The following is a 16,657-nucleotide window of genomic DNA, read 5'->3' as shown; positions in this document are numbered from 1 at the left end:
AGATGCGGATGGTCCGCGCCCACGGGCTGGCCCTACCCTGAACCCATGTCCGTTGCTCAACGCGAACGCGCCGCCCTCGTCGAGACCATGCGGGCTGTCGGCCCCGACGCGCCCACCTTGTGCGAAGGCTGGACAACGCGAGACCTGGCCGCCCACCTGGTGATCCGGGAGTACCGGCCCGACGCCGCGCCGGGCATCATGATCCCGTTCTTCGCGGCCCACACCGCGAAGGTGCAGGACGAGGTGGCCGCGAAGAACGACTGGGATGAGCTGGTGAACAAGGTCGCGTCCGGCCCGCCGGCCTATTCGCCGTTCATCCTGCTCGACCCGGTGGCCAACGTCGCCGAGATGTTCATCCACCACGAGGACGTGCGCCGCGCGCAGCCGGACTGGGAGCCCCGCGTGCTGGAGCAAGGGATGTGCCGGGCGCTGCAGCGCACGCTGTCGCTGATGGCCCGGGTCACGCTTGGCAAGGTCCCGGGCCGGGTGGCGTTGCGCACGCCCGGGGGGAAAACGTTGCTGACGGCCGGCTCCGGCCCGGCGGTCGTGGTCACCGGTCCGCCCGAGGAACTGCTGCTGTTCTCCGTCGGGCGGGAGGCACGGGTCGAGTACGACGGCGACGCGGCGGCGGTGCAAGCGGTTCGCGACGCGCCCAAGGGGTTGTAGCCGGGCCGCGGTGTGACCCGAATCGAAAACTTGATAGCGAATGCGCTATCAAGTTTGCAGACGACCGGCGGTGAAGGCCTCGCGCAGCTCTTTCTTGATCACCTTGCCGAACTGATTGCGCGGTAGCGCATCGACGATAACCAGGCGCTCTGGGTGCTTGTAGCGGCTCAACCCTTGCGAATGGCAGTGTTGCACTAGCGATTCCAGCGACACATTGTCACTTGACGCCGGTACCACCACGGCGCAGACGCGCTCGCCGGTGCGCGGGTCGGGCACCCCGATAACCGCGACATCGGCAACGGCGGGATGGCTCGCCAGCGCGTTTTCGACTTCCTGGGCCGAGACGTTCTCGGCATTGCGGATGATCGCATCCTTGATCCGGCCCGTGACGCGGACGTTGCCGTCCGCGTCGATCAGCCCGAGATCGCCTGTGCGCAACCATCCGTCGGCGTCGAACGCGTCAACGTCAAGCCTGGCATCCGCGTAGCCGAGGAAGCATTGGGGTCCCTTGAGCCGCAGCTCGCCCTCGTGCCCGACCGGCAGTTCGATTCCCCGGTCGTCGACGACCCGGACGCTGACCCCGGGTCCCGGCGCGCCGACGGTGTGGTCGAGCACCTCCGGCGCCGCCACCAGCGGCGGCGAGGTCGCCACCGGAAACTCGGTGAGTCCCCACGCGTTGGCGATGCCAGCCACACCGAAGGTCTCGCGGACCTGGTGTCCCAGTTCGGCGGTGATCGGCGCGCCGCCGGCCAGACAACCCCGCACGAAGGGATACAGCGGCTGGTCGCCGTGGTTTCGTTGGGCATCGAGGAATGCCAGGAAGAACGGGGTCGCCATGCCCAGGAACGTCGGGTTGTGCGCGGCGATGGACAGCGGCGTGGTGGCCGGGTCGAATACCTCGAACAGCGCCAACCGCATGCCGGTCAACAGGCCGGCGGCCAGCATCACGGCACCGCCGATGTGCGCGAACGGAAAGGCGACGGGATCCACGTCGCTGCTGGTGATTCCCATCTTTTCCACCAACCCTGCGGCGGGGGCCATCACCGACGCGTCGGTATGGCGAATCCCCTTGGGGGCCGCGGTGGTTCCCGACGAATAGTAGATCCAGCGCGCACCGGCGGTAGGCCCCGGCGGCGGCCCGAGGGCGTCGGCGCTCGCCCGCGGCAGCCGCAGCTCGCGGGCCGCCGGCGGTGTCGCCAGGTCAACGGTGATGACCTGGAAGCCGCGGTCCGGGGCGAGGGCCCGCGCCAGCCCGCCGTAGTCGAATCCGTGCCAAAACTCGGGCACCACAAAGAATTCCGATGACAGCTGCGCGGTGATGAAGCCAACCTCGTGCTCACGCAGTATCGGGATGATCGGGTTCTGGACCGCGCCGAGCCGCGCCAGCGCCGCCATGACGACCGCGGCCTCGAGCGTCGTCGGCAGCTGCCACGACACCACAGTTCCCGCGCCTATCCCCCGTTCGGCGAACGCGGCGGCCGTCGCGCATGCCTCATCGTGGAACTGACGGGCGGTGAGGCTGCGGCCGAACTCGTCGGCGAGCAGCGGCCGGTCGGAACCGCGCGCTGCGGCCGCGGCGATCAACGCCCAGTAGGTTTCCTCGCTCATCCCGTCGGCGGCTTGAACCCGGAGTGCGCGATGGCGACTGACACGGAGCTACCTATCGGGCCGCTGTGGTCGACGAGGGCGGCCGAACCGGTGGCCACCCCGTCGTTGCTGTAGTGCGTGAGGGAGGCCAGGCCGATGTGGGGCCCTTCCGGCAATCGGGTCAGCGTGAGGGTGTAGTCGACATTAATGAACTGCAATCCGTTTGTGCCCCAATTGGCGAGCGAGGCCGTGATGTCGGCGGACATTGCGGCGCGGGTGAAGGCGCTCAGCGGTTCGCCGTCGATCAGCGAGCGCGTGTCATGCAGCCAGGTGTATTTTGGTCCGAAGGTGTCGGCCCACTCGGGATCGGGGTTCTGAATCTCGGTGCCCCAGCCGTAGGTTCGCATGAAAAGCGAGGGTGCGGGGCCGTCGTCGATCGGTAGCGGCGGCATCTGCACGGCCGGGGACCACACGTCGCCCTCGGGCTGTGGGCCGCGCCGCAGAAACAATGCGCTCCCCCGCGCGACGGGGGCGCCGCGCTGAGTGAGGACGGTCTCGACGAGCCGCAATCGCCGGCGGTCGTGATGCACCCGGGTGTGGACCTCGATCGGTTCCAGCAGGGTCGGCGCGGGAAGGTCGACGGTCAGCCGCGCGGGTTGCAGTTGCGGATCGTCCACCACGCGTTCGGCGGCCCACCCCAAAAGCCCGCCCACGACGTGGCCGCTGAGTGACGGGCCCCAGCCGCCCCGCGCGATTCCATTTGGCACGAAACGGTTTTCGTCGCGCACAAAATACGGGACCTGCGCCTCGGCATCGGCGTCATCGGGCGCGATCTTCGTTTCGGTCAAAGCGCGACCCTTTCTCGTCAGGACGGCAACAGTTGATATTACAGTTTCTGTTTCCAGTCCCGACGTGTGGCGGCCGCCGCCGAGATGCTCACGCGATCGCGGCTCCCACCAGGTGCCCGATCACGTAAGTGACCGCCAACGCGAGCCCGCCGCCGATGACGTTGCGGGCCACCGCCCGGCCCTGCCGCGCACCGCCGAGTCCCGCGGACACCGCCCCCGTCAGCACCAGGGCCAGGAGCACCGCGACGACGGTGGCCGGAATTCTCCAGGCCGTCGGCGGCACCAGGATCACGATCAAAGGCAACAACGCGCCAACGGTGAATGACAGCGCCGAGGACAGCGCGGCTTGCCACGGATTGGTCAGCTCCTCGGGGTGGATGCCCAGTTCGACCTCGGCGTGGGCGACGAAGGGATTGTGGTCGGTGAGTTCCTCGGCCACGGTGCGCGCGGTTGCCGGTGACAGACCCTTGGCCTCGTAAAGCTCGGCGAGCTCGTCCAATTCGGCGGCCGGATCGTCCTGCAACTCCTGCATTTCCTTGGTCAACAGCGCCTGCTCGGTGTCCCGCTGGGTGCTGACCGAGACGTATTCACCCAACGCCATCGACACGGCCCCGGCGGCCAGCCCGGCGATTCCGGCCGTCAAGATCGGGCCGCGGTCCACCGTCGCCGCCGCGACACCGACCACGATGCCGGCGGTGGACACGATGCCATCGTTGGCGCCCAGCACTCCGGCGCGCAGCCAGTTCAGCTTGGACGACACCGAACCCACATGGGGTTCGGCGGGGTGGGAGGTAGTCGACACGACCGCAACCATATACGCCAAAACCGCGTCCGACCAGCAACTATAGCCTCGCCATACCTAGCACAGCCTTGCCTTAATGCCCAAAAGTTGCGCTTGGGTCAGTCACAGCGGATCCATAGATGGGCTATCTAGCCTGTGGTTGTCGGGGGGTTCTAGGTACTCACTTTTGGACAGGTGAAGGACTATGAGATTCAAGCAATTCATTGCGGGGGGAACGATCGTCGGCGCTCTGGGCGCCGCCGCCCTGGGCATGGGCGCCGGTTCGGCGTTCGCCGCACCGGGACAGCCGCCGGCTCCCGGCGGCAACCACGGCGGCCCGGCCCCGGGGGATCACCGCCCGGCCGGACCGAACGATCCGGGCGGACCCGGGGGCCCGGGCGGCCCCGCCGGACCGGGCGGTCCCGGGGGCCCGGGTGGGCCCGGTCATCCGGGCGGGCCCGCTGGGCCTGGCGGCCCCGGTGGGCCTGGCGGACCGCCGCCCGATCACCCGGGCGGACCGGGTGGCCCGGGCGGCCCCGGGTTCGATCATCCCGGCGGTCCCGGCGGCCCGGGTGGACCGGGTGGCCCATGGCGCGGCGATGCGCATCGCGGCTACTTCCACGGCGCGCCGTGGGGGGAGGGGCCCGCGCCCTGGGGCTGGGGTGAGCCACCGCGGCCGGCGTGGGACAGGCCCCTTCCGCCGCCGGGCGGCCCGTGGGGGTATGGCCCCATCAACTACTACGGCTACAACGAGACGCCCGTTTGGGACCCCGGCTTCAACCAGTGGGGCTTCTGGTTCTTCGGGGTCTGGATTCCGCTGTAACGGGTCGACCCGCACGTTGCCCGCCTCGCCGGTCGGTGGGGCGGGCATCGGCGGGATCGTTTGCGCTCAGACGACTTTGGGCTTGATCTCCTCGATGACCCACTGTGCGTAGTCGAGGTACTCGTCGACCCCGCGGACTGCGGGAACCGGCACCGCACTGAAGGTCACCCCCTGCTCGGCGAGCCAGTTCAGGCGATCGACGATCTCCTGCACGCCCCCGCCGGGACGGTCGTCTGAGTCTTTGACGACGCGGTGTCCCTCACCGACCCGCGTCGTGCCCAGCCCGTGCATGACCTCGAACGGGCGCCCGTCGTAGGCGGGTTGACTCTTGATGAACTCGACGCGCTCGGCGATCTTTTCCGGCGGGGTCAGGAACGGCCACCAACCGGAGGCGAATCGCGCGGCGCGCTTCAGCGCGGCATCGGCGTCGCCCCCGATCCATACCGGAAGATGCGGTTTCTGAACCGGTTTGGGCTCGAAGGCGATGTCCCGGAACGACACGTAACGGCCCTCGAAGCGGGGCGAGTCGCTGGTCCACAGCTCGAGGATGGCCTCGAGATACTCGTCGGCGATGCGGCCGCGTTCGCGAAAGGGCACCCCGAGGAAGTCGAATTCGCGCTCCAGCCAGCCGATTCCGAACGTCACCATCATGCGTCCGCCGCTCATCCAGTCGGCCGTCGCGAGCGCCTTGGCGAGCACGATCGGGTGCTGCAGCGGCAGTATCGTGACACACGAATTCAGCCGGATCTTGTCGGTGGCTCCCGCGAGGTAGGCCTGCGCGACGGTCGAGGAAAGGTAATGCGGGCCCGACAGTTCGACGTGCTCGGTGGGTATGACGAAATGCTCGGGGATCGCGATCATGTCGTAGCCCATCGCTTCGGCGCGCTTGGCGATTCGGGTCTGGTCGGCACCGGTGACGCCGGCCTCCCAGGGCTGGGCGATCGCCTTGAGGCGCAGCATGTGCGGTAGCGGGAAAGCGAACTTCATTTGGGCTCCTGGAGTGCTCGACAACCCGTACCTTGCATTCTGACCGGTGCCGCGGCATCGGTCGATGATATAGCAGAGCTGCTATAATGACTGTATGACCTCGTACGGCGGCGATTTGATGCGCGAGGCCCGGCAACGCGCGGGCCTTACGCAGGCCGAGTTGGCGACGCGCGCCGACACGACCCAATCGGCAATTGCGCGTTGGGAGTCCGGGCGCACCGCCGTCAGTCTCGACGACGTACGCCGGGTGGTGCGGTTGTGCGGCTACGATCTCGAGCTCATGCTCGTGCCGCTTGATGATAGTGACATGGCTCAGGCGTCCCGGCTTGCCGGTCTCAGTGGCCAACAGCGGATGGATCGCCACGCCCGATTGGCAGGGCAACTCGCGGCGCTGCGGAGTGCTGGGCGGGATTGAGGTGGACCTCGACCTGCCTCGCATCCTCGAGGTTCTGGACCGGAACAAGGTTGCCTACATCCTCATCGGCGGCCTCGCCGCGGTCTACCATGGCTCCCCCTTCCCGACGGAAGACGCCGACATCACACCAGAAGTTGGACGGCGAAACCTAGACAACCTCGCCGCTGCCCTACGTGAATTGAACGCACGAGTCCGCACCGAGTCAGAACCGCGCGGCCTACCTTTCAGCTGCGACGGTGAAACTCTGGCCGGCGCGGAAACCTGGAACCTAACGACGGACGCCGGCGATCTCGACGTGACCTTCCAGCCGTCTGGCACAAGCGGATATCGTGATCTGCGCCGCGATGCGGACCAGGTCCAGCTCTACGGAGTGAGTGTGCGCATCGCATCACTACGTGACGTCATCCGATCGAAACAAGCAGCGAACCGACCTAAGGACCAGCGAGCGCTGCCAGCCCTTCGCGAAATCCTCGCGCAGCGGCGCGGCTAGCTCTTGGCGCCGACGGTGATCAGGTCCGAAACGATCCGCGTCCAGACCGGTCGCTGGATGCGGTGCTGATCGCTGATCGTGAACCCGGCGTCCTCGAACAGGCTCCGCATCTCGGCCGGCGACGCATTGTGCTGTGGTTTCCACCGATTGGTCGCGGACGACTGCAGCATCGGTTGCCGCGTGCTCAAGGCCGAGACGGCGACCAACCCGCCGGAGGCCAGCACGCGATGGAACTCCCGCAGCGCCGCAGGTTGGTCGAAGAAGTGAAACGCCGACGTGGTCACGACGGCGTCGAGGGCGCCGTCGGCGAAGGGCAGCTGCTCGGCCGGGCCGCGCCGCCACTGCACCCGGTCGGACCGGGCCCGCGCCTGGGCGAGCATGCCGTCGGACATGTCGACGCCATAGATCTCGTCGGGATGTAGCTCACGCTCGATCCGGTCGCTGAGAATTCCTGTGCCGCATGCGATATCGGCGATCTTGCGACAGTTGTGGGCGCGCAGCTGCGCGATCACCTCGTCGTGCGGCGGGCGGTACACCCACCGCTGTAGAAAAGGTAGGTCGTAGGCCGGGGCGAGGAAGCTCCACATCCGGGTGACCGCGTCGTTGAGCCCGCGGCGCTGAGCTGACGTCATCGGCTCAGTATGACGATGCAATACGGGGCAGTGTGCGCTGACGGCTTTGAGTGGGTACCAATGGCGGAGTTTCGGCGATTTTTCCGCCCAGGATGCACACGGAGAGCCCAGGACTCACACGCAAACGGCGGCAGCAACTAGTGCCGGCCGGGACCGCCCGGCCCGGCGGGGCTGCCCGGTAAACCGGGCCCGCCGGGGCCACCCGGTCCGCCCGGGCCGCCGGGGCCGCCCGGTCCTCCGGGTCCATTCGCGGCCGGAAGCCAGAACACGCATTGATTCTCCTCGGCGCTCCACACCCAGCCCGGCGCGCACGGCGGCGGATCGTCGGCCCTGCCGATCGCCGGCGCGGCGATGGCGATCGCCGGCAATCCCGCCAGCGCGAGCGCGAACGCCCCGATCGCGCAACGCGTTCGAAGATGCCTTGCCTCGGTCATGTCGGTCCTCCTCCTGCCCGGTGCCTCGATGCCCGCTAACCACTGATTAAATCGCTGCGCGCGCTCATCTACCGGCGTTTTGCCAATTTCACGGAGCTGCCGTGGTGAACGTCCTGCGGTAGGCGTCGGGAGTGGTGGCAAGCGTGTCGCGGAAGTGCCGTCGCAGCGTGACGGCGCTGCCGAAGCCGCAGTCGGTGGCGATGCGTTCGATTGGTAAGTCGGTGGTCTCGAGGAGCTGTTGCGCGCGTCGTACGCGTTGGCCATTCAGCCAGTCGAGGGGCTTGCTTCCGGTGCGCGTAACGAGTTGTCGGTGAAGGGTTCTGACACTGACGCCGGAGCGCCGGGCGAGGCCTTCGACGGTCAGGGGTTCGTCGAGATGCGTCAGCACCCAATCCATCGTGTCGCCGACGACGTCATTGCTCACGTTCCCCGGAATCGGGTTCGCGTACTGGCGTTGGTGCCCCTCGCGGTGCGGCGGCGCTACCAGCCGTCGCGCAACCTGATTGGCAACCGCCGCGCCGTAATCTTGTCGCACCATGTGCAGGCACAGGTCGGTGCCGGCCGATTTTCCCGCCGAGGTGAGGACTTCGCCCTCGTCGACGTACAGGGCCGCCGAATCCACCCGGATTTGCGGGTAACGCTCGGCAAGCGTGCCGGCGTGCATCCAGTGCGTCGCCGCGCGCCGGCCATCGAGGAGACCCGCCGCCGCGAGCACGAAGGCGCCGGTGCAGATGGACGCGATCCGGGCACCCCGCCGCGACGCCCGCCGGATCGCGTCCACCAGGTCGCGCGGCGGTTCCAGGGCGTCGTCGTGGCAGGCCGGGACGATGACCGTGTCGGCGGTGACGAGGTCCGCGTAGGTGTAGGGCGTTGCCGCGGTGAACCAGCGGTCCACGCGTGCGCCCTCGAACGGGCTGCACACCCTCAGCTCGTACCAGTCCTCCGCCAGGTCCGACCGGTTGGTGCCGAAGATCGCGCACGGCGCCGCGAGCTCGAAGATCGGCACCTGGTTACTCAGCGCGATCGCCAAAACGTGGGCCATGACCGAAATTGTACGGTTTATGTCATATCGGCCACTGGTGCGTCGCCGCCGCCGGTCGGATGCTGTTTGCATGACTCGGAGAACCCTGTCGAAAGACTGGTTGAGGCCCGCCGTCGCGGTCGCGGCGATCGGTTGGGGCGCAAACCAATTCGCACCGCTGATCGTGCTGTATCAACAGCGCAGCGTCTCCGTTGCGGCGACGGAGGTGATGTTCGGGCTTTACGCGGTGGGTCTGGTCCCGGCGCTCATGGTGGGCGGTCGCTGGTCGGATCGCGCCGGGCGGCGCGTCGTGGTGCTGGCGGCGTTGGTGGTGTCCCTGGTCGCCTCGGCCGTCCTGATGGCCGGTTCGGCGTGGCACGGGCTCCTGTTTCCGGGGCGGCTGCTCGCCGGGATCAGCAGCGGCATGGCGTTTGGCACCGGCGCCGCGTGGATCCGGGAGTTGTCGTCGATGGAGGCTCACCACCAGGCGGGGGCGCGGCGCGCGACGATCGCGATGACGATCGGCTTCGGCGGCGGCCCGTTGGTCGCGGGGCTTGTCGCGCAGCATGTTTCGCGACCGGAGCTGTGGCCCTACCTGCCACAGATCGCGCTCTCGATTCTCGCTCTTCTCGCGGTGAGCCGGGCTCGCGGCGACGGCCCGGGCACCTTAGCGCCGACGGCGAGCACCGAACGCCGTGGCGAGCGGGGCGAATCGCTGTGGAAACACTTGCTCGTGGTGTCGGCGCCGTTCGCGCCCTGGGTATTCGGGACCGCCGCGATCGCGCTGGCCTACCTGCCGGCGCTGGTCGCAAACCGGGCCGGTTCGCAACCGCTGACCTTCGCCGCTGTCGCGACGGCCATCCCGGCGCTGGCCGGGGTGATCGTTCAGCCGCTGGCCGTTCGTCTGCGACCCAACGCCCGAACCGGCCTGCTCGCGCCGGCCATGTTGATCGCCGTCGGCGCGCTGATCGTCGCCCTGTGGGCGGCGTTCGTGGCGACCGTGTGGGCAGTCCTGATCGCCGCCGCGGTGCTGGGCGCCGCGTACGGCGTCACCCAGTTCGCGGGCCTGGCCGACATCCAACGCGTCGCCGAGCCGGCCCGGCTCGGGGTCGCGACGTCCGCTTATCAGGCGTTGAGCTACCTGGGATTTGCGGTGCCGTACCTGCTCACCCTGGGCCACGCGCGGCTCGGCTGGTCCCCGGTGACGGGGTTGTGCGTGGTGTTGGCGGCCGCGCTGGCATCGCTGCTGTGGCTTCGCGTCCGAGGGCGCCGGGTCCGCGCCGGCGTCGACGACCGAGCGCTCGCGTCCGCGGCTACTTGAGGACTTTGAGCAACTCCTGTGCAAGCGGGCCGGCCGAGGCGGGGTTCTGCCCGGTGTACAGGTTTCGGTCGACGACCGTGAACGGCTTCCAGATCTCGCCGCGGACGAAGTCGACGCCCATCTTGATCAATTCGTCCTCGGCCGTCCACGGCGCCTTCTCGCGCAGGCCGACGGCGTCCTCCTCGTCGTTTGTGTAGGCGGTGACCCGGTAGCCGGCGAACGGTGAGACGCCCTTGCGCCGGGTGGCCAGCATCGCCACCGGCGCATGGCACACGATGGCCAGGGGCTTACCCGACGCGAGCGCGGCGATGAGCAGCCGCCCCGAATCGGCGTCCCGCCACAGGTCCTCCATCGGCCCGTGACCGCCGGGGTAATAGACCGCGTCATAGTCGTCCAAGCGGGCGTCGGCCAGTTCGATCGGCCTGCGCAACTCTTCGGCCGAACGCAGGGTGTCCTCGAGCTGGCGCGCGATCTCTTCGCTGCCGGCCATCGAGGGACGCAGGCTCATCACGTCCACGTATGGCACCACGCCACGTGGAGTCGCCACGACGACCTCGTGGCCGGCCCCGCTGAGCGCGCTGTACGGGGCGGCGAACTCCTCGGCCCAATAACCCGTCGGGTGCCTGGTCCCGTCGCTGAGCGTCCAGAAACTTGTTGCCGTCATGACGAACAGAACTTTGGCCACCAACCGATCCCTCCGTTTGATTCGGCGAGCACACCGACCGCCGAAGTCTATGTGGTCCCGCGGACAACGGCAATCGCCGGCACCGCCGATTACGAATCCTTTGCCCGGCAACGCAATCGGCGCCGGCGACGGGTCCCGGCTGGCCGGCCTGCCGACGCGGTGGGTTGATCCGCCGCGAATCTGGGTATGACCTGATCATCCCATCGATTGGGAGGACGGCTTTTACAGAGACGAAGTGAGCGCGGATGGTCGGCTGGCTCGACAGGCTGCAGCGGCGGAACCGCCCCGTCGGCGTGGCCATCGCGGTGATCTACAAGTACGTGGACGACCAGGGCGGCTACCTGTCCGCCCTGATCACCTACTACGGGTTCGTGTCGCTGTTCCCGCTGCTGCTCCTGATGACCACGGGACTCGGGGTGATCCTGGCCGGACGGCCCGATCTGCAAGAGCAGGTGTTGCACAGCACGTTGAGCCAATTCCCGGTGATCGGCAGCCAATTGCATCAACCCCAGGGGCTGAGCGGCGGCACCGTCGCCGTGCTCGTCGGCGTCGTGGGCGCGCTCTATGGCGGACTTGGCGTCGGTCAGGCGTTGCAAAACGCGATGGACTCGGTGTGGGCGGTGCCAAGGAACAAGCGCCCCAACCCGATTCGTTCACGCCTGCGAAGCCTGCTCCTGCTGGTGGTCCTCGGCTCGGCCGCCCTCACGTCCACCGCCCTGTCCGCGATCGGCCAGGCAACCGGATCGCTGGGAATCCTCGGCGAGATAGGCGCTACCCTGGCCGCCGTCGCGATCAACGGGCTGATCTGCCTGGTGGCGTTCCGCGTGACCACCGCCCGCCAACTCACCTACCGCCAGGTATGGCCCGGAGCGCTTGCGGCGGCGGTCATTTGGCAGATCTTGCAGCGGTTCGGCGCCGGTTATGTCGCGCACACGGTGAAGTCGTCCAGCGCCACCAACAGCGTCTTCGCGCTGGTGCTCGGGCTGCTGGCCTTCCTCTATCTGGTGTCGTCGACGCTGGTGCTGTGCGCCGAGATCAACGTGGTTCTCGTCGAGCGCCTCTACCCGCGCGCACTGCTCACCCCCTTCGTCGACGACGCGGATCTCACCGAGGCCGATCGCAGGACCTACTCCAAGAAGGCAAAAGCGGAGCGCGTCAAGCCCTTTCAGCGCGTCAGCGTCAGGTTCCGCGACCTCACCCGCAAGGGCGCCCGTCCGCGGACGCCGACCATCGGCAGCCGGCCCGCCGGCTGATCGGCGCTACGCTTCGAGTTCGCCAGCCAGCCGAGCGATCGGGACGGCGCTGCGCGCGTCAACGGCGAGCCCAACAACCTGAATCGATCGAGTTAAAGGGTTAAAAGCCCTGGTGGAAACCCCCAAGCCAGCCGCGCGACCGTGATAAGCTCTGCGATTGTGACGGCTTAACGAGCCTTTGCTCGAACCTCACAGATGATTTGCCACGGAGGACGGAGATGTCATACCTCATCGCGGCGCCCGAGGCGATTGCCGCGGCGGCGGCGAACCTGGCGCAGGTCGGTTCCGCGCTCAGCTCGGCCAACGCGGCAGCGGCGGCCACGACGACGCGAATGCTGGCGGCGGGCGCCGATGAGGTGTCGGCGGTGATCGCGGACCTGTTCGGAGCGCACGGCCAGGCCTATCAGGCCCTGAGCGCGCAGGCCGCAGCATTCCACAGCCAATTTGTGCAAGCCGTCAATTCGGGCGCGGGAGCGTATGCCGCCGCCGAGGCCGCCAACGCCTCCCCGCTGGAAACCCTTGAGCAAGACCTGCTGGCCGTGATCAACGCGCCCACGCAGACGCTGCTGGGGCGCCCGCTGATCGGCGACGGCGCGAACGCACCCGCGGGTAGCGGTTTGAACGGCGGCGATGCGGGGATCTTGATCGGCAACGGCGGCAACGGCGGGTCCGGTGCAGGCGTCGCCGGATCTGGCGGAAACGGCGGAGCCGCAGGCCTGCTGTGGGGCCGTGGCGGCGACGGCGGGGCCGGCGCGAGTAATAACGTGGCCGGCTTCTTCGGCGGCAACGGCGGCACCGGCGGCACCGGCGGGATCTTCGGCGGCGGCGGCAACGGCGGCGCGGGCGGCAACAACACCACCGCAACCGGCGGCGGCGGCGCCGGCGGCAACGGCGGCAGCGCCTTCGGGCTGTTCACCAACGGCGGCGACGGCGGCGCCGGCGGCACCAGCGGCGTGTCCAACGGCAACGGCGGCAACGGCGGCAGCGCCCTCGCGTTGTTCGGCAATGGCGGCAACGGCGGCCCCAGCGGCACCTCGGGTGTTTTCAACACAGACCCCACCGGGGCCGGCGGCAACGGCGGTAACGCCGGCCTGTTCGGTAATGCCGGCAGTGCCGGACTGGGCGTGAACGCCGGCGGCGTGCCCGGCGCCGCCTATCTGGTCGGCAACGGCGGCAACGGCGGGACTTCGCAGGGTGGCGGGACCGCCGGATTCTTCTACGGCAACGGCGGCAACGGTGGGCCCGGCATGGACTTTGCGATCTTTGGCGGCGGGCACGTCGTCGGCGCTGCTGGCCCCGGCGGGGGTGTCGGCCTGATCGGCAACGGTGGGGCCGGCGGCAGTTCGACGATCCTCGCCGGTGCCGACGGAGGTAACGGTGGGTTCCTTTGGGGCAATGGCGGTGCCGGCGGTAACGGCGGCGACCCGCTGGTGCCGTTCGAACCCGGCGCTGACGGAGGTAACGGCGGCGCGGCGCTTGGGCTGTTCGGCAACGGCGGTGCCGGCGGGCACGGCGGGAGCGCGATCGCGGGTGGCAACCAAGCCGGCGGCCAAGGCGGTAGCGGTGGCCGCAGTGGCCTGCTGTTCGGAGACGGCGGTCGCGGCGGCGATGCGGGCAGCCCCAGCGGCACGGGTGTGGGCATCGGCGGCACCGGTGGCAGCTCGGTGCTGATCGGCAATGGCGGTGACGGCGGCAACGGCATCCCCGCCGGGGCGGGTCACGGCGGGCCCGGCGGCCAGCGCGGGCTGCTGTACGGCACTACGGGGACGACCGGGTCGTAGCCCGCGCCGTCAGGCGTCGATCACCACGCGGCCATTCTTCGCCCGGGACACGCAGACCAACATTTCGTCGTCACCTTCCGCACCGCTTCCCCGGCGATCGATCTGTCCCCCAAGCACCTTGACCCTGCATGTCCCGCAGAACCCCTGCTGGCACGAATACGGGGTCGCCGGTTCGCGATCGAGCATGACGGCCAGCGCCGACCGGTTCGCCGGCACGCTGATGACCCGTTTCGATCGCGCCAGTTCGAGCTCGAACGGGACACCGTCGACGACGGGCGGCGGGCTGAACCGCTCGTAGTGCAGTGGCGCATCGACGTGAGCGTCGCGGGCCACACGAACCGCTTCGAGCACAACGGTCGGCGCGCAGACATACACTGCGGTCTTCGGGCCCGCGCCGGCCAGCAGCTCATCGGTGGTCGGGAACCGGCCCCGCTCGTCGTCGGCCCACACGGTGACCCGGTCGGCGTCCACCGCCAGCACCTCGTCCAGCAGAGGCATGTGGTGGCGTCCCCTGCCGGCATAGATTGCGCGCCAATTGATTCCGTGCTGCTGGGCAAGCCGGATCATGGGCAGGATGGGCGTCACCCCGATGCCGCCGATGACAAACAGGATGTCCCGTTCGTCGGTGACGAGATAGAACGCGTTACGCGGGCCTTCGAACTCCAACGTGTCGCCCACGTCGAAGGTGTCGTGCATCTCGACGGAACCGCCGCCACCGTCGGCGATCCGGCGCACGGCGATGCGGTAGTCGGTGCGCCGCCCGGGCGGGCCGCACAGCGAATACTGCCGGCGGCGCCCCGAGGGCAGCCGAACATCGATGTGCGCCCCCGGCGTCCAGGACGGCAGCAATCCGCCGTCGGGGTCGGCCAACGTCAACGCGACCACGTCGGGCGTGAGCGGCTCGCGCCTGACGACCGACGCGGTGATGGTCCGATGCACCTGCGATATCCGGGAGGGCGTCCATCGCGACGCCGACGCGAAGCCGCCGAAGAGCGTGCCCACACTCCACAGCGCCGTGTAGCTCCGGTCGCGCCGGCGGCGCCCGTAGAGGTCGGCGGGTCTGCTGCCCCAAATGCTCTGCGACACGGTCATCCTCATGCCCCGCGGGTTTCTCGTCGGTTAGCGATCTGGTCGACCCACTCACCGGTGAGCCGGGCGATGACGTCGGGATGCGACGCCACCACCCAATGGCCGCCCTCGATCGGGACGATCCTGCTGTCGGGCGGTATGCAACCGGTGTACTGCTGCAGGGCGGGCGTCACGAAGTGGTCCTGACGCGCCACGAGCACCTGCACCGGGACGGTCGTCCGCGGCAGCCGCGCCCCGGGCGCCAGGATCGGGCCGGGCATGTTGGCGCGGTAGAGGTTGAGCCCGTTGACGTAGTCGTCCATCGACCGGAGCGGCGCGGCACGACGCGGGCCGTCAACGCTCGAGCGACCGATGCGTTCAACCGTCTCAAAGACTTTCGCGGTGGCGCCGCACCGGATCGCTAGCTCCGGCACGACCGGGCACAGGAAGAACCAGATGTATCCGGACGCCAGGAACTGCCTCAGCACGTCGGCCATCGCGCGCGCTGTGCGCGGTGACCGCAGGAACCGGCCCGCGTAGTTCAGGTGCGGGCCCGAAATCGAGGTGTAGGAGGCGACCTTGGCCATCACCGACTCGTCGGTGACGGCCGCCCATCCCTGGATCGAGCCCCAGTCGTGGCCCAGCAGGTGCACCTCGCCCACCCCGAGGCTGTCGATCACCGCGCCGACATCGGCGGCCAGCTGGGTGAGGCGATATCCGGATCGGTCTGCCGGCGTTGATGATTCGCCGGCCCCGCGCACGTCGTAGGCCACCACGTTATAGCGTCGGCCCAGCTTCTCGGCGACCCCGTCCCACACGTGGTGGTTGTCGGGGTAGCCGTGCACAACGAGGACGGTCGGGCGCCGCGCGTCGATGTCGGTGTAGGCGTGGACGGCCAGGGATACGCCGTCGGAGGCGGTTACGTTGGTGGACTGAGTCATTCGTCGGCTCTCAATGCGACGCCCGCGCGGCGGGTGACCTGGCCAGGTAGTCGACCGCGCGTCCCACGCCACCCAATTGGGAGGGATGAAAGCTCGGCCGGTAGTACGCACCGATGACGCCCAGGAACTCGAATGGCCCGGGTACCAACCCCCGTCGCGCCGCGCGGAAGTAATCCCGCCAGCGCGGCTTGCTGCCCGGCGGCAGGTTCGGGTCGACCGAGTACATGAACCGCACGCCGCGGATGAACAGCCACAACAACGCGGGCGTCACCAACAGCTGGGTGCGCACCTGGCGCCAGTACCCCGCCCGCAGGTGCTTCATCGTGTCGAACGCGACCGCCTTGTGTTCGACCTCTTCGGCGCCGTGCCAGCGCAGCAAGTCCAGCATCACCGGGTCGGTGCCCAGCGCGTCGTGCTGCGGGGTGTCGAGAATCCATTCACCGAGGATCGCGGTGTAGTGCTCCAGCGCCGCCACCATCGAAACCCGCTCGAGCAACCAGCTTTCCCGTCGTCGCCGGCTCCACCGGGGCCGGTCACCGATGAGCCGCTGAAACAGCCACGCCATCTGGTCGGTGAACGGCGTCACGTCGACGCCCGTGGCGGCAAAGTGCCCGAGCACCCCCGAATGCGCCTGGGAATGCATGGCCTCCTGGCTGATGAACCCCTGCACGTCCAGCCGCAGCTGATCGTCCTTGATCAGCGGCAGGGTGTTCTTGAATGCGTCGACGATGAACTCCTCGCCCGCCGGCAGCAACAGGTGCAGCACGTTGCAGAAGTGGGTGGTGAAGGGCTCGTTGGGCACGTAGTAGAACGGTAGCTTGCCCCAGTCGAATTCGACGTCACGCGCCTGCAGGACGATCCGCTCGTGATCGAGGGACGCGTCGTGCGGGCCCGTCGCCTGGTCGTCGACCGTGAACATGGTGG

The 16,657-nt window shown here is 68.7% G+C and carries 18 protein-coding genes; 7 read left to right on the top strand and 11 right to left on the bottom strand.

Going from position 1 to position 16,657, the window contains the following annotated elements:
* Positions 1–45: 45 nt before the first annotated feature.
* The gene (locus tag AC5Y2S_RS19875) at positions 46–666 is read left to right on the top strand and encodes a TIGR03085 family metal-binding protein (protein ID WP_499957821.1); all 621 of its coding nucleotides are present in this window, start codon (positions 46–48) and stop codon (positions 664–666) included.
* 48 nt (positions 667–714) lie between these two features.
* On the opposite strand, the gene AC5Y2S_RS19870 is transcribed toward AC5Y2S_RS19875, so the two are convergent.
* From AC5Y2S_RS19870 to AC5Y2S_RS19860, 3 genes are all read right to left on the bottom strand, one after another.
* Entirely contained in the window at positions 715–2,274 is a 1,560-nt protein-coding gene (locus AC5Y2S_RS19870; protein WP_499957819.1) for an AMP-binding protein, read from the bottom strand.
* Entirely contained in the window at positions 2,271–3,041 is a 771-nt protein-coding gene (locus AC5Y2S_RS19865; protein WP_499957985.1) for an acyl-CoA thioesterase domain-containing protein, read from the bottom strand. The genes AC5Y2S_RS19870 and AC5Y2S_RS19865 overlap by 4 nt, the downstream gene beginning before the upstream one ends.
* Positions 3,042–3,189: 148 nt before the next feature.
* Complete coding sequence (locus AC5Y2S_RS19860; RefSeq protein ID WP_499957817.1) at positions 3,190–3,903, bottom strand: VIT1/CCC1 transporter family protein; 714 nt, start codon at positions 3,901–3,903, stop codon at positions 3,190–3,192.
* Between the two features lie 250 nt (positions 3,904–4,153).
* On the opposite strand from AC5Y2S_RS19860, the gene AC5Y2S_RS19855 reads away from it, so the two are divergent.
* The gene (locus AC5Y2S_RS19855; RefSeq protein WP_499957984.1) at positions 4,154–4,705 is read left to right on the top strand and encodes a chitin-binding protein; all 552 of its coding nucleotides are present in this window, start codon (positions 4,154–4,156) and stop codon (positions 4,703–4,705) included.
* A 66-nt stretch (positions 4,706–4,771) separates the two neighbouring features.
* Here the strand turns inward: AC5Y2S_RS19855 and AC5Y2S_RS19850 are convergent, their stop codons facing one another.
* Entirely contained in the window at positions 4,772–5,692 is a 921-nt protein-coding gene (locus AC5Y2S_RS19850; RefSeq protein WP_499957816.1) for a TIGR03619 family F420-dependent LLM class oxidoreductase, read from the bottom strand.
* 94 nt (positions 5,693–5,786) lie between these two features.
* On the opposite strand from AC5Y2S_RS19850, the gene AC5Y2S_RS19845 reads away from it, so the two are divergent.
* Both AC5Y2S_RS19845 and AC5Y2S_RS19840 read left to right on the top strand, forming a co-directional pair.
* Positions 5,787–6,107, top strand: a complete 321-nt coding sequence (locus tag AC5Y2S_RS19845; RefSeq protein ID WP_499957815.1) for a helix-turn-helix domain-containing protein — start codon at positions 5,787–5,789, stop codon at positions 6,105–6,107.
* Position 6,108: 1 nt separating this feature from the next.
* Positions 6,109–6,597, top strand: a complete 489-nt coding sequence (locus tag AC5Y2S_RS19840; RefSeq protein ID WP_499957814.1) for a hypothetical protein — start codon at positions 6,109–6,111, stop codon at positions 6,595–6,597.
* On the opposite strand, the gene AC5Y2S_RS19835 is transcribed toward AC5Y2S_RS19840, so the two are convergent.
* The 3 genes from AC5Y2S_RS19835 to AC5Y2S_RS19825 form a co-directional block, all read right to left on the bottom strand.
* Entirely contained in the window at positions 6,594–7,229 is a 636-nt protein-coding gene (locus AC5Y2S_RS19835) for a class I SAM-dependent methyltransferase (RefSeq protein WP_499957813.1), read from the bottom strand. The two genes, AC5Y2S_RS19840 and AC5Y2S_RS19835, sit on opposite strands and share 4 nt — an antisense overlap.
* A 137-nt stretch (positions 7,230–7,366) precedes the next feature.
* Positions 7,367–7,663: a hypothetical protein gene (locus AC5Y2S_RS19830; RefSeq protein ID WP_499904159.1), complete on the bottom strand. Its 297-nt coding sequence runs from the start codon at positions 7,661–7,663 to the stop codon at positions 7,367–7,369.
* Between the two features lie 88 nt (positions 7,664–7,751).
* Positions 7,752–8,705, bottom strand: coding sequence for a GlxA family transcriptional regulator (locus AC5Y2S_RS19825; protein ID WP_499957811.1), 954 nt, complete (start codon positions 8,703–8,705; stop codon positions 7,752–7,754).
* A 70-nt stretch (positions 8,706–8,775) separates the two neighbouring features.
* On the opposite strand from AC5Y2S_RS19825, the gene AC5Y2S_RS19820 reads away from it, so the two are divergent.
* Positions 8,776–10,005, top strand: a complete 1,230-nt coding sequence (locus AC5Y2S_RS19820) for an MFS transporter (protein WP_499957810.1) — start codon at positions 8,776–8,778, stop codon at positions 10,003–10,005.
* Here AC5Y2S_RS19820 and AC5Y2S_RS19815 read toward each other — a convergent pair.
* Complete coding sequence (locus AC5Y2S_RS19815) at positions 9,998–10,690, bottom strand: type 1 glutamine amidotransferase domain-containing protein (RefSeq protein ID WP_499957808.1); 693 nt, start codon at positions 10,688–10,690, stop codon at positions 9,998–10,000. The genes AC5Y2S_RS19820 and AC5Y2S_RS19815 overlap by 8 nt on opposite strands.
* A gap of 245 nt (positions 10,691–10,935) precedes the next feature.
* On the opposite strand from AC5Y2S_RS19815, the gene AC5Y2S_RS19810 reads away from it, so the two are divergent.
* Both AC5Y2S_RS19810 and AC5Y2S_RS19805 read left to right on the top strand, forming a co-directional pair.
* Positions 10,936–11,943 carry a YihY/virulence factor BrkB family protein gene (locus AC5Y2S_RS19810; protein WP_499957806.1) on the top strand — a complete coding sequence of 336 codons (1,008 nt, stop codon included), beginning with the start codon at positions 10,936–10,938 and terminating at the stop codon, positions 11,941–11,943.
* Positions 11,944–12,161: 218 nt separating this feature from the next.
* Positions 12,162–13,724: a PE family protein gene (locus AC5Y2S_RS19805; protein ID WP_499957805.1), complete on the top strand. Its 1,563-nt coding sequence runs from the start codon at positions 12,162–12,164 to the stop codon at positions 13,722–13,724.
* Between the two features lie 9 nt (positions 13,725–13,733).
* Here the strand turns inward: AC5Y2S_RS19805 and AC5Y2S_RS19800 are convergent, their stop codons facing one another.
* The 3 genes from AC5Y2S_RS19800 to AC5Y2S_RS19790 are packed head-to-tail and all read right to left on the bottom strand — an operon-like array spanning position 13,734 to position 16,652.
* Positions 13,734–14,816, bottom strand: a complete 1,083-nt coding sequence (locus AC5Y2S_RS19800; protein ID WP_499957803.1) for a PDR/VanB family oxidoreductase — start codon at positions 14,814–14,816, stop codon at positions 13,734–13,736.
* A gap of 2 nt (positions 14,817–14,818) precedes the next feature.
* Positions 14,819–15,733, bottom strand: coding sequence for an alpha/beta fold hydrolase (locus AC5Y2S_RS19795; protein ID WP_499957802.1), 915 nt, complete (start codon positions 15,731–15,733; stop codon positions 14,819–14,821).
* 10 nt (positions 15,734–15,743) lie between these two features.
* Entirely contained in the window at positions 15,744–16,652 is a 909-nt protein-coding gene (locus AC5Y2S_RS19790; RefSeq protein ID WP_499957983.1) for a metal-dependent hydrolase, read from the bottom strand.
* Positions 16,653–16,657: the final 5 nt, after the last annotated feature.

The sequence above is a fragment of the Mycobacterium sp. NGS69 genome (assembly GCF_059812165.1).
Note: the sequence above shows the minus strand (reverse complement) of the source record. Positions and strands in the feature narration are given on the sequence as shown.